We start from the raw sequence: 12,637 nt of genomic DNA, 5'->3' as shown, positions 1-12,637 counted from the left end.
CTGCAGGCTTTCCCTTTTTAGATAAAAAGATCTAAAGCTGCAGCTCCTTCACAAAATAAAGGTCGAAGATATCCTCCTGACGGAGTTTACCTGAAACGTACCCAAGTTCATGCAACACGTCCACAAAGCGCATGGTGGATGCTATATAATTCTCCGAGATACCCGCCGAGTATTTGGGTGATACTTCATACACGTCACGTACGAAATCCGCGTCAACAACTCCTACCGTATCGGCAACCAGCCTTGAGGCTTCTTCGATGTTTTCAGAAATATAGTCACAGGCTTTTGCGTGCAGTTTTATGAAATTCGGGAGAGTGCCGGATGAATTCTCTATCAAGTCCACGGTTGCAATTATCCCGTAGCTTGGATTATCCGGCCATAGTTTTTCAGGCTGGATGACCAGTTTCGTATTACAACATCTCTTTGCTACGATTGCCAGCGGTGGTGTTCCCACAGCGATTTTAATTTCCCCGTCCGCGATCGCTTCAGGTATCATGTCAGCCCATTCGTAGTTGATGACATCGATATCGTTCTCAAATCCAGCTTCTTTGATAAAGTTCCTGATGATCACATCATGGATGGAGCCAGCCGGCGGACAGGCAATTTTGAGTCCTTTGAACTGGTTTAAAAAAAGTGTGGCATCGTTCTTCGATTCCTCAAGTGTCAGGAATTCAGGGGTGGCTATCATCACCGTCCCTTCGACATGACCGCCTGCTACACATTTTATCTGCATGCCACGGTCAATTCCTATCATTGTGGGAGGAAGTCCTATATATCCGATATCAAGTTCACCGCTCTCAAGTGCACGGACAATTGCAGGCCCTCCACCGAAGAGTCTCCATTCGGGCTCTATTCCCGCTTTTTCAAGCCAATCCGTCCCCATCAGAATAAATGAGGTATGGTACATGGTGGAAAGGTGTCCGATCCTTAATTTCATTTTTTCACCCTTTAAAGAAGAGTCGGTCTCTCTGAAGTGTTCAACTTCCGGAACCGGCTCTTCCTCATCAGTTCCAGGATCAACCTCCGCTTACCGCAGGTAATATTGAGATCTCATCACTGTCGGTTATCCTGGTGCCAAGACCTGAAAGATGTCTTATATCCTCACCATTGACATAGACATTGACGAACCTTCGCACCTGACCGTCCTGAAAAAGGCGCTTTTCGAACTCTTCGCCGTATTCCTCGATAAGCCTGTCAAAAAGGGTCTTGACTTCAGTTTCGCCCAGTTCGATGTTTGTTGATCTTGTTCCCGTTACATTGTTCAAAGCCGATGAAAATCTTACTGATACCATTCATGTTCACCTCGTTACATACTGATTCTTGATTTCAGTTAGCGATATTGTTAAATCTCTTTGTGAATTCCGAATATACAGGCTTTATCGGTTCGGGTATTCCGGTCACCTTCGCGATAGTATCCTGTGTTTTTAAACCATTACCGGTTACATATACAACTGTCCTCTCATCAGGGTCAATATGGCCGCTTTCCACAAGGTTTTTAAGACCTGCTATCGTCGTCCCGCCTGCGGGTTCCGTGAAGATGCCCTCATTCCTTGCAAGCAGGAGTATGGCTTCAAGTATCTCTTCGTCCGTTACGGATGCCGCATGGCCGCCTGAACTTCGGACGATCTCCTTTGCATAATAACCGTCAGCAGGATTACCTATGGCAAGACTGTGAGCTATTGTGTCGATCTCCCTTATCGGAACGACTTCAGTATTGTTTCTGACAGCGGTTGAAATGGGAGAGCAACCTGCCGGTTGTGAACCCGATATACTGATGTCACTGCCGGAGTCCACGAAACCTATGTTTTCCAGTTCCCTGTAACCCCTGGTAAGGGCACACAGTAATGCTCCGCTTCCGAGTGGCACTACAATGTGGTCCGGCGTGTTCCACCCAAGCTGTTCGGCTGTCTCAAATGCCAAAGTCCTGGAGCCTTCCGTGTAGTACGGCCGGATGTTTATGTTTACAAACGCCCAATTCTCTTTCTGGTCCGCTACCTCACTTGCCAGACGGTTCGCATCGTCATAGGTTCCGTCAACTGAGATGATGTTGGGGTCGTATGCAAGCATCTGTGTTATCTTTCCGGCTTCTATGGAAGAAGGGATGAATATGTAAGCCGGTATTCCTGCCTTTGCCGCGTGAGCTCCCACAGACGATGCAAGATTTCCGGTGGAGGCACAGCCAACGGCAGTGGCCCCCAGTTCCAGAGCCTTGCTTACTGCAACCGATGTTACCCTGTCCTTGAAAGAGTTGGTCGGATTGACAGAATCATCCAGTATATACAATTCCTGAAGTCCCAGCTCTTTTCCGAGGTTCTTTGCATGATGCAGCCTGTTATAGCCTGCACCAAGATCCACATAGTTAGTACCATCCAACGGAAGCAGGTCAGCATACCTCCAGATAGACGATGGTCCGGAAGCGATTTTTTCCTTGCTGGCAATGTCCTGTACCTTATCCCAGTCGTAGTGCACTTCAAGCGGTCCGAAACATTCATAACATGTATTCTGTATCCCGGCAGGATATTCTGTACCACATTCCCTGCATTTTAAACCAATTACTTTACTCATATTACTGTTTTCCTGTAGCTTAAATTATTATTAAAGCTACATAATTTGTATTAATATTATTACTATTGGTTATTGGCAATACTTGCCTGTATTACAGCTTATAATTTGAGCAAACACATTTCAGACATCGATTCTTGCTGTGTAAATTTGCCGCTTTCTATACCTATTTATCAAAACATTGCACTTTTTTCAAAATGCAGACAGGAAAATGAATCCGGTAATCGCAGAGATTGTTTTTCCTGTAAACGACAGATAATTACAGCTTTTATATTCATGGAGATCAAGATGTTAGGCGATTTTACTGAAGAACAGATAAGGCGTTATTCGAGACATATCATACTGCAGGAAGTAGGTGGAAAGGGACAGAAGGAACTGCTGGATTCAAGGGTACTCTGTATAGGTGCCGGAGGACTTGGCTCTCCTATTATCCAGTACCTTGCAGCGGCCGGGGTCGGGACCATAGGAATTGTTGACGATGATGTTGTGGATCTCAGCAACCTTCAGCGGCAGGTCATACACGGTGGAAATGTCGGTATGTCAAAGGTAGAATCCGCAAAACAGTTTGTTGAAAAACTCAACCCGGATGTGAATGTGGTTACGTATGAGCAAAGGATAGGCCCGGAGAACATACTGGATATCATAAGTGATTACGATATTGTTGTAGACGGCTCCGACAACTTCGCTACCCGCTACCTGGTAAATGATGCCTGCGTACTTGCAAAGATTCCTCTCTCACATGGCAGTATTTTCAGGTTCGAGGGACAGGCAACGACCATCATTCCGGGTGAGAGTCCGTGTTACAGGTGTCTTTTCGAGCACGCACCACCAGCTGGCATGGTCCCAAGCTGCCAGGAGGCCGGGGTAATCGGAGTATTGCCCGGGATAATCGGTGTGATACAGGCAACAGAAGTAATCAAATACCTGCTGGGACTGGGTGATCTGCTGACAGGTCGACTTATTTTCTACGATGCTTTCAACATGTCCTTTGATGAGATCAAGATCCGCAAGAACCCTGAATGTCCTGTTTGCGGTGAAAAGTCATCGATTGTATCAATTGAGAATGAGAATTACGAGGAAGCAGGTGGAGTCTGCAGTATCGGATAAAACGTGTATCAGGCTTTACGGATGTATATGTTGAAGATACCTCCGTTTTCTTCAACTGCAATCATCATGTTTCCTGTTTTTTTTGCCCAGGTTGTAATATTCTGAGGCGTCATGTTCTCATTCGCTATAACTAACAATATCTCTTCAGATTCCATGTCATCCATGGCCTCTTTCGTCCTGATAAGAGGATAAGGGCAGCACTGGCCTCTTACATCAAGTTCAAAATCTGCTATTATTCCCATTTCGGATCATCACGACTATGATCTGGTTTATATTGTAAGTATCCAATGAGGCAATATTTACTATCCCTTGAACGAAATTTATCTTTTCTTTTTATGTTTGAGAGCAGTTCTTACCGCAAAGCATGCTATTAAATACACAGAAACAAATTCAAATGAAATAATAACTGCCGGAATTTTTGGGAGGATATAATACATGAAAATGCTGATGTTTGACACGGAGCACTTCTGGTTTGATACTTTCGACAAAGGCCTTGAAAATGTAGATGATATCCAAAAGGAGGAAGAAATAGAAAATACGGCAGTTGCTTTCATTCATGTTGAAAAGGAAGACGAGGAAAAGGAGCGCAAAGTAGCCAAAAGTGCCGTGGCAAACCTGAAATGGTATTTGAATAAAGTAAACAAGGAAAAAATAGTCCTGCACTCATTTGCCCATCTGTCCTCAAGTAAATCCTCACCTGAATTCGCTGCAGATATTATCTCGGCTGTTGGTGAAAAGCTGGAGAACAAGGGAATCACAGTCCATACAACTCCTTTCGGGTATTTCTCTGAGTTCTCTATCCATGTGCGGGGTGAATCCCTGGCAAAAGTTTTCAAGGAGATCTGAGTTTTCAGTTTTTTTATTTGTACCCAGACTGAAAACTATAGTTAAGAGTTGCAGGTTGAGTCACTGACATTTATATGATTGCAGTATATATTATTATAATAACATGCCTGGAAAACTGCAACGATATCTGACTATAATAAGGGTATTCTTGAAATACAATCTTTTTTCCCTTATCTACAAGGATATACATCGGGACTATATCTCCTATAAAAAATGTACATGCTTCACAGATAACAGAGGTAGTGACAATGCCACAAAGCTCAGGCTTGCTTTTGAAGAACTCGGCCCTTCATTCATAAAACTCGGGCAGACACTGAGCAAACGCTCAGACCTGCTCCCTCCGGTTTATGTGGCGGAACTTGAGAAGTTGCAGGACAGGGTCAAAGCCCTTGATTTTGATGAGATGCGTGCTTCTTTCAGCACAGAATGTATCTGTGAGATGTCAGCATGCAAACACGAACATAATCCATCATGTTATCACTGCAATGATATACTGGATATTTTTGATAAATTCGATACCAGGCCAATTGCGAGTGCATCCATAGGGCAGGTCTACAGAGCGGTTCTGGACGGAAGGGATGTTGCAGTTAAAATAGCCCGTCCAGGTTTGACAGATACCATTGAAACCGACCTCTCGATCCTGGATGATATGAAACCTCTTATGGCCAGGTTTCTTGGACTAGGGAAAAATTTCAATATCGATGCTTTTATGCATGAATTCAGGGAAATGCTAAGCCGGGAGCTCGATTACAGGTATGAGGCTGTAAATATCAAACGTCTGCGGGATAATTTCAAAGATGTGGATAATGTGATAATTCCTGATGTCTACATGAGTTACTGCCGCGAAAGTATCCTTGTAATGGACTATATAGAAGGAGTTCCTGTAAGCAATCTGGCTGAGGCTGACCAGCCCCTGAAATCTCATTATGCAAGACTTATATCATCAAGTTATCTCAAACAGGTATATCTTGACGGTTTCTATCATGCCGACCCTCATAGCGGTAATATCATAGTTAATGACGGCACTATCGCTTTTATCGACCTTGGAGCCATGGGCACGGTAAATGAAGAGCTGAAGCGGAACATGATGAACTTCTTCTATGCCATATACAAGAAGAGAACAGATATGGCGACTGAGATGTTCCTCAGGATAGCAGGTCTTGAAGAAGAGGATGTTGATGTACACGGTCTCGAAAAAGATATGGATGATCTCATAGCTGACCAGCACTACGGACCCGGAGGAAGGAAAAGTGACAGCTATGCGGTTCTTGCCCTGAAATATGATTTCTCTCTTCCCGCTGAGTTCTCAACCCTGGAGCGTGCGGTCCTGCTCATAGAAGGTGTATGCCTGCAGCTTGATCCTGACTACAATATAATGTCCGAAGCCGAGGAGCTAATCGGCAAAGTTTTAAGGGAACGTTACTCTCCTCGTAAAGCGGTTGAAGGCATCCAGTTCGAAGCGGATGAATATCTGGAAATCCTGAAAGATATACCCAAAGGCTTTGCCGATGTGGTAAAGACCGTTCGTGGCTACAGGATCGAGAAACTGGAAGGTAAAACAAGTATTGTGAAAAAATACGGCCTTGCAAGAGAGCTTCTTAGGTCTCTTTTTTTAATAGTGCTGATAACAGTTTCTGCATATTTAATCCTGAACGGAAATGGCAATGCTTTTCTGATAGGGATTGTAGGTTTTTTAGCTGGAGCCATAACAGGAGTTTATTTCATTCTACGCTTGTAGAATTGAAAAAATTGATCAAAGGATGATGTAAAAATTCAATTGATTATTGGTCAAGTTTGAGAGAAAGAAAAACAAAAAAACATTTACTTGCTGCAATACCTTTCCCATCCTCCTTGCGGAAGGAGTAGTTCTCAACTGTGAACTCTATTTTCAACTACAATTGGGACAATACTTAAGGGCTTTAACAAAATAATATTTCTATTAATGGGAGACCATTAAAAAGGGCACTTAAAAGGGGGTAATTTAATGGTTACTATTGATCCGAAGGCAACGGCAGTCGAAGACCCTGTATGTCACATGAAACTTGACGAACGTACTGTAAACTTCAAAAGTGAATACAAAGGTGAGACATATAATTTTTGTTCTCTCGCATGTAAGAAAAAGTTCGACGAGAATCCGGAGAAATATCTTGAGTTCTATACTTGAGAAGGTAGACATATGAAGATAGTTGTTGCTGATTCCATATACTTACCTGAGGAATACAGGAAGAAACTGGAGTCTCTCGGTGAACTAAATGTCTTTGATACAATGCCGGACTCAATGGACAAATTTATAGAAAGGATACGTGATGCAGAAATTGTAATCGTTGGAAGATTTGGATTTCCAAAAGAAGCCTTTCAGGCAGCTTCCAATCTCAAGATGATATCTGTCTGGCAAACAGGATATGATCACATCGATATCGAAGCCGCAAATGAGGCGGGCGTGATTGTAAGCAATGTGCCTGGCTATGCATTTGATGCTGTGGCAGAGCTAGTATTTGCATTTGTCTTGAGTCTACTTAGAAAAGTACATGTGGCGGACAGGAAGATACGCGAGGGGAAGTTCGACTGGAAAGACTATGTAGGAAACGAGTTGATGGGTAAAACAATAGGAGTTCTCGGTACAGGAAACATAGGTATACGAGTGATACAGATCGCTCATGGTTTCAACATGAATATCCTATCTGTTACAAGACATCCGAACTCATCAAAGGAAACAAGGCTAGGAATTAAATTTGTGGATATGGACACTCTGCTTAAAGAATCTGATATTGTAACTCTTCACGTACCTCTTACTCCGGAAACTGAAAAGATGATAGGTGAAGCAGAACTTGAAAAAATGAAATCGTCTGCTATCCTGATAAATACAGCAAGAGGTAAAGTAGTTGATGAAGATGCATTGATCGAGGCCCTCAGGGAAAGAAAAATTAGAGGAGCCGGGCTGGATGTATTTGAAAAAGAACCTCTTCCAATGGACAGCCCGCTGATGGAACTGGAGAATGTGATGTTGACCCCGCATATTGCATTCCTTTCTGAGGAGTCACTTGAAGAATGCACATACATATGTGTTGAGAATGTGAAGATGTTTGTTAAAGGAAAAGTCCAGAACGTTGTGAATCCGGGGATACTGCAAAGCAAATAAAGATGTTTTACAAAACAGACCTTGTTAAATAATTGAATAGAATGTAGGTCAGGTCAAAGCTGTCAGAAGTTCCTTGATAAGGTAAGTGACTGTGAATATTATCAGTCCCATAGCCGCATACAGCATTATATTCCTGTACACTACATCTTTTTCCGAACCGGCTTTAATTCCAAAGCCACCGCAACATCCACCTTTTCCACATTGTCCGCAGTCGGAATCGTTATTATTGGAACTATCTGATCTGTTGTTCAGAACCGGGATTGTAATTGTTTCTGACATCTTCTGATCGTCCTCATGATTCATTTCTTTACTGTCTGATCTGTTATGTTCATTCAAGTTTCTGAAGTATCTTGTTGAGCGTTTCTCTGTTCTCTTCCTGGGATCTTTCAATCCTTGAAATTCGTGCATCATAGTCATCTCTGCTATTGTTCTTATTGATACCTGAAGAAACAAGCCAGATTATTGCTATGACTAGAAGTATGATAAATATCATGCCAAATCCTCCGAAAAGTCCTAGGCTTCCGTACATCATGGTTTTACCTCAATTCTGGAAAAAGGATTCAAATGTATGGTTCAGTATCCATACATCATACCGTGACCCATTCCACCTCTGTAAGTACCTGGCTGGTAGTTGTCAGAGTCATAGTTGCCCTGATTGTAGTATTCATTGCAGGCCTCAGGTCCGTACCCATAGCTTCCCATGTGACCATAACCATAATCTCCCATATGGTCGTATCCGTAGCCCCTCATATGTTCATCCATCCAGTTGTACATTTGTCCGTACCATGCGTCATTTCTTTCTTCCGTCTGTGCGCTAACAGCACTGATTCCACCAACAAGCAGGACAAGTGCCCCGATTGACAGCAGCATTATTGTTCTTTTCATATTCTCTGCCTCCAGTTTATGCCTACACATGGGTTATTAAAAACACATATGTAGTCTAATTGCTACATATGCAGTCCTGGTTTAAAAATGTTACGCATATACCTTTAGAGAAGAAATCTTGATAAAAATAATAAGTCAGCAAAAGTTCTGATTTTTCGCAATCGTCACAATGTCCTTTCATTTTATTATTGAAAAATATCTCTATTCTGCAATAAATAGGAGTTAATACTGACATTTCTTGCCGCGTAAATTCATTATAAGTAATCTGGTGCTGAAAGGTTCTTGCTCCAATATTACTTCCAGCGAATCAGATAAACCGGTCATGCTTAACTTTGAATGGCCGTTTACTGGTCAAAATCCATGTAATCAACAGATCAGGTGCATTTATGCAATCCGAGTTAAGTTCTGATATCAAAGCATATCTTTTAAGCAGAGGGAGTGTGAAAGTCGAAGATCCTTCTATCCTTTCCGATTCCCTTAAGACTACAGCCACAGCAGGTCCCGGTGCAGGTGGCTCTTCTCTCTTTTTCAGATCAGGTGATAGAAGGGTACGTTTATCTATTAATGACAGATCCCCTCTTAGCGTTGTACGGGAAGATGAAGACACAATTGTCATCAAAAAAAATCATGAGATAATTGTAAGTGGAGATCTTGAAAGTCCACTGTGTCACTGTCCGAGACAGGCATATATTACCGTATCTGAAAAATGCATATATGACTGTAAGTTCTGTCCTGTTCCAAAAATCAAAGGTGAAATAAAGGACAATGAACAGATTAGCAGGATGGTGTCCGACGCCTATGCAACCGGTTCTCTTGATGCTATATCCCTCACCAGCGGAGTTTCAGAAACTCCTGAAGCAGAGGTAGAGCGTATGGTGGGAATTATCAAGAAGCTGACACGGGAATATGATGTTCCCATAGGGGTTTCCGTATATCCCACAGATGATTCTTCCGCAAGGCTGTATGCTGCCGGTGCCTCAGAAATAAAGTACAATGTCGAGACCATGGATGAGAGGATATTCAGCCAGGTCTGTCCCGAACTTTCGCTGCAGGGTGTACTTGATTCACTGGAAAATGCGGTGGATGTCTTCGGCAGGAACAATGTCTGCTCCAACATCATGCTTGGTCTCGGAGAAAGTGATGAGGTTGTGGCAAAAGGTGCCGGGAAGCTCACCGGGATTGGTGTGATACCGATACTTCGTCCCATATCACCGCATCCGCTTAGAAGAGGCGAGGTAGAGGTCCGTCGTCCTGATGCCGAAAGGCTGGTCCGGTTAGGGAAAACTGTGAGGGACCTGCTTGACAGCAATTCTCTCCGGGCGGACAGAGCACGTACAATGTGCCTTCCATGTACGGGTTGTGACCTTACACCTCACAGGGACATCTGATACTTATCTTAAGTATCAGTCCAATTACATTTTCTTTTTTCCTGAACACTATAACTTCAGGCATATTTTACCTTTAAAACCGAATTTAAGTATCAATAATGAGTTTAGTACTCTGCCAGGCTGCATAAGTAGAATACAAATTGCTAAGATGGCGGAACGGCTACGCAATCGCCTGCAGAGCGATTTTATCCCGGTTCGAATCCGGGTCTTAGCTTTTACTTATTTTTACTTTCTTTATAAATCAAGAATTGTCAGATTACCACAACTATTTTATTGCATTTGCTACTTTAAGAGAGAAAACTTGGTTTCAAGTGTTTCTTACGATTCTGATTCTTGAAAATCCCACTTACCAACAGAGGTTTTACGTGTTATTTGATGATCTTAGTTTAATAGACCCGCTTCAGCGGGCACTATCCGAGGAAGGGTATACCACTCCGACTCCGATACAGGAACGATCCATCCCTCATCTTTTGAAGGGAAAGGACATGATAGGTATTGCCCAGACAGGCACGGGCAAGACCGCTGCATTCATATTGCCGATATTACAGGATATGTCTGCAGTCAATAAAGGCCCACGCCCGGGAAAACCCCGTGTGCTTGTGCTTGCACCAACCAGGGAGCTGGCAGCACAGATAGGCGATAGTTTTGCCACGTATGGCAAATATACACGGTTCAAGCACACAGTCATTTTTGGTGGTGTCAGCCAGAGACCACAGGTAAAAGCTCTCTCAAAGGGCGTGGATATCCTCGTGGCAACGCCAGGCAGGCTGCTGGACCTCATCGACCAGGGACATGTTCAACTTTCAGGTGTCGAATATTTTGTCCTTGATGAAGCAGACAGGATGCTTGACATGGGTTTTGTCAATGATGTCAACAGGGTCGTTGCCATGCTGCCAAAGAAACGCCAGTCACTTTTCTTTTCAGCTACAATGTCCCCGGATATAGACAAACTTGCAAGGACCATGCTCAAGAGTCCTGCACATGTCGAGGTAACACCCCAGGCGACAACGGTGGAGCTAATAGAGCAGTTTGTCTTCTTTGTGGACCATGAGAATAAGAATAATCTTTTACTTAATCTGCTAAGGGGCAGGCATCTGGAATGTGTACTGGTGTTCACCCGTACAAAACGCCGTGCCAACAAAGTGACTGAGATGCTCAATAAGAATAAGATCCCCGCAGGTGCCATACACGGAAATAAATCACAGAACCAGCGCACTAAGGCATTGCAGGATTTCAAGACCGGTGGTCTACGCGTTCTGGTTGCTACAGATATCGCAGCACGTGGAATTGATGTTGAAGATATATCTCACGTGATCAATTATGACCTGCCCAATGAATCCGAAAGCTATGTACACAGAATAGGTCGAACGGCAAGAGCAGGTGCTGAAGGTACAGCGTATTCATTCTGTGCAGCAGACGAAAGGGATTTCCTGAGAGACATTGAGAAACTGACACGAACAAGTATTGAGGCTGCTGACCATAATTATCATTCGGATAAAGCTAAATACGCTACAGGCGATTCAGCAAAGCCTGCTCCAAAGGTACAAAAGGGGCAGAAAAGGAAAAACGGGAAGAAAAAAGGTCGTGCTACCAGGTCAAAAGCTAATAAAGGTTCACGCAAAACCTTAAATAAATCCATTTGAATCCAAAGATCAGATACCCTTTTATACTTTGGTTGCTGATATATTGTTGCACAGGTAGGGTATAGGAACGGATACAAAGATTGTTACAAATTCAAAATTACAATTACAGGAAAATGCACATCTCAAAACCACCACGCTTTTGATGTTTCTTTCCTTGCGAAAAATGGATTCTAAAACAGAATATTTGTCCGAAATGAAGGTAAGATGAGGCACCTTTCAAACCACCACGCTTCTGGTGCCTCTCTCCTTGCTGTTGCGAGATATCCCCGTATCTCTTAAGTTGCTTTTAACCCGCGGTCACTCCGACGACCCACATATTAATATGTAAACCTCATTATATTTAACTTAATTTCGGCTTAATTAAGTCTAAGCCTGAAAATTATAGTCTCATTATAATTTCAGCTCTTATCATAAACTAAGTTTATTTTTACAATATGTGTTGATTTAAAAAAATGTGTACGTGAAACTATTATAGCACGAAGTTCAAAATACACTGGTCATGATCTATACGTTGTATATATCTCACAGTGAAGAGGATGAGTTTCTTGCAGGTGAAATTTCACAGACTTTGTGGGCCGTGAATCTGGAAAGTCTTAGCTCTTACAACAAAGGGGGCTATATCACAGCCGGGCAAAAGATACATTTCGGAATCAACCGGTGTGACTGCATGGTGGTTCTGCTAACTAAAAAAGGTGCATCCTCCGCGCAGGTAAATCAGGAGATAGGTCTTGCATCCGGACATAACTGTCTGCTTATACCGCTGGCTGAGGAAGGCGTTGAGTTGCCTGTACTTATACGTCATATGAATCCTATCAGGTTCTCGCAGGGAAACATTGACGATGCTATCGGAAAAATGGTCTATACTATAAGGGAATTAACAAAACTGGAATGGCTTAAGATAAAGTGTCCTCATTGCAGAGAAGAGATGACCCAGTATATGACACCTCAGGAACAGATAGATACTGCAATACTGGCTAACGCTGATCTGGAAACCATGTGTAGTTATTGCGAAAGCAAGATCTTCCTGAATCCAAGAACATTAAAACCCGAAAAATAATTATATATTC

Annotated in this window: 15 protein-coding genes and 1 tRNA gene; 9 read left to right on the top strand and 7 right to left on the bottom strand. The window is 42.9% G+C overall.

The annotated features are described in order from the left end of the window. Window positions 1–31: 31 nt before the first annotated feature. The 3 genes from HWN40_RS06870 to thrC all read right to left on the bottom strand — a co-directional run bounded on the left by HWN40_RS06870 (window position 32) and on the right by thrC (window position 2,565). On the bottom strand, window positions 32–937 hold the full coding sequence (locus HWN40_RS06870) for an ABC transporter substrate-binding protein (protein ID WP_176965041.1): 906 nt from the start codon (window positions 935–937) through the stop codon (window positions 32–34). Between the two features lie 79 nt (window positions 938–1,016). Further along, window positions 1,017–1,292, bottom strand: a complete 276-nt coding sequence (locus tag HWN40_RS06865; RefSeq protein WP_176965040.1) for a ubiquitin-like small modifier protein 1 — start codon at window positions 1,290–1,292, stop codon at window positions 1,017–1,019. Between the two features lie 34 nt (window positions 1,293–1,326). Next, window positions 1,327–2,565 (bottom strand): threonine synthase, encoded by a 1,239-nt coding sequence (gene thrC, locus HWN40_RS06860; protein WP_176965039.1) that lies wholly within the window; start codon window positions 2,563–2,565, stop codon window positions 1,327–1,329. Between the two features lie 285 nt (window positions 2,566–2,850). Between thrC and HWN40_RS06855 the strand changes: the two genes are divergently transcribed. Continuing rightward, window positions 2,851–3,669 (top strand): HesA/MoeB/ThiF family protein, encoded by an 819-nt coding sequence (locus tag HWN40_RS06855; RefSeq protein WP_176965038.1) that lies wholly within the window; start codon window positions 2,851–2,853, stop codon window positions 3,667–3,669. An 8-nt stretch (window positions 3,670–3,677) separates the two neighbouring features. Here the strand turns inward: HWN40_RS06855 and HWN40_RS06850 are convergent, their stop codons facing one another. Then, window positions 3,678–3,911: a sulfurtransferase TusA family protein gene (locus HWN40_RS06850; protein WP_176965037.1), complete on the bottom strand. Its 234-nt coding sequence runs from the start codon at window positions 3,909–3,911 to the stop codon at window positions 3,678–3,680. Between the two features lie 193 nt (window positions 3,912–4,104). Here HWN40_RS06850 and HWN40_RS06845 point away from each other — a divergent pair, with 193 nt between their 5' ends. The 4 genes from HWN40_RS06845 to HWN40_RS06830 all read left to right on the top strand — a co-directional run bounded on the left by HWN40_RS06845 (window position 4,105) and on the right by HWN40_RS06830 (window position 7,654). Further along, the gene (locus HWN40_RS06845; RefSeq protein ID WP_176965036.1) at window positions 4,105–4,515 is read left to right on the top strand and encodes a threonyl-tRNA synthetase editing domain-containing protein; all 411 of its coding nucleotides are present in this window, start codon (window positions 4,105–4,107) and stop codon (window positions 4,513–4,515) included. 103 nt (window positions 4,516–4,618) lie between these two features. Further along, on the top strand, window positions 4,619–6,253 hold the full coding sequence (locus HWN40_RS06840) for an ABC1 kinase family protein (protein ID WP_176965035.1): 1,635 nt from the start codon (window positions 4,619–4,621) through the stop codon (window positions 6,251–6,253). A gap of 246 nt (window positions 6,254–6,499) precedes the next feature. Next, on the top strand, window positions 6,500–6,679 hold the full coding sequence (locus tag HWN40_RS06835) for a YHS domain-containing protein (protein WP_176965034.1): 180 nt from the start codon (window positions 6,500–6,502) through the stop codon (window positions 6,677–6,679). A 12-nt stretch (window positions 6,680–6,691) separates the two neighbouring features. After that, window positions 6,692–7,654 (top strand): 2-hydroxyacid dehydrogenase, encoded by a 963-nt coding sequence (locus tag HWN40_RS06830; RefSeq protein ID WP_176965033.1) that lies wholly within the window; start codon window positions 6,692–6,694, stop codon window positions 7,652–7,654. A 48-nt stretch (window positions 7,655–7,702) separates the two neighbouring features. Here the strand turns inward: HWN40_RS06830 and HWN40_RS06825 are convergent, their stop codons facing one another. From HWN40_RS06825 to HWN40_RS06815, 3 genes are read right to left on the bottom strand one after another with little or no spacing between them, the layout of a single operon-like run. Continuing rightward, entirely contained in the window at window positions 7,703–7,933 is a 231-nt protein-coding gene (locus tag HWN40_RS06825; protein WP_176965032.1) for a hypothetical protein, read from the bottom strand. Window positions 7,934–7,982: 49 nt separating this feature from the next. Further along, complete coding sequence (locus HWN40_RS06820) at window positions 7,983–8,186, bottom strand: hypothetical protein (protein WP_176965031.1); 204 nt, start codon at window positions 8,184–8,186, stop codon at window positions 7,983–7,985. 41 nt (window positions 8,187–8,227) lie between these two features. Continuing rightward, window positions 8,228–8,539, bottom strand: coding sequence for a hypothetical protein (locus HWN40_RS06815; RefSeq protein ID WP_176965030.1), 312 nt, complete (start codon window positions 8,537–8,539; stop codon window positions 8,228–8,230). A 386-nt stretch (window positions 8,540–8,925) separates the two neighbouring features. Between HWN40_RS06815 and HWN40_RS06810 the strand changes: the two genes are divergently transcribed. From HWN40_RS06810 to HWN40_RS06795, 4 genes are all read left to right on the top strand, one after another. Continuing rightward, window positions 8,926–9,927, top strand: a complete 1,002-nt coding sequence (locus HWN40_RS06810; protein WP_176965029.1) for a radical SAM protein — start codon at window positions 8,926–8,928, stop codon at window positions 9,925–9,927. Window positions 9,928–10,069: 142 nt separating this feature from the next. Further along, window positions 10,070–10,141, top strand: a tRNA-Cys gene (locus HWN40_RS06805). A gap of 151 nt (window positions 10,142–10,292) precedes the next feature. Next, entirely contained in the window at window positions 10,293–11,570 is a 1,278-nt protein-coding gene (locus tag HWN40_RS06800) for a DEAD/DEAH box helicase (protein WP_176965028.1), read from the top strand. A 499-nt stretch (window positions 11,571–12,069) separates the two neighbouring features. Further along, window positions 12,070–12,627 (top strand): toll/interleukin-1 receptor domain-containing protein, encoded by a 558-nt coding sequence (locus tag HWN40_RS06795; protein ID WP_176965027.1) that lies wholly within the window; start codon window positions 12,070–12,072, stop codon window positions 12,625–12,627. Window positions 12,628–12,637: the final 10 nt, after the last annotated feature.

The organism is Methanolobus zinderi (assembly GCF_013388255.1).
GTDB lineage: Archaea > Halobacteriota > Methanosarcinia > Methanosarcinales > Methanosarcinaceae > Methanolobus > Methanolobus zinderi.
Note: the sequence above shows the minus strand (reverse complement) of the source record. Positions and strands in the feature narration are given on the sequence as shown.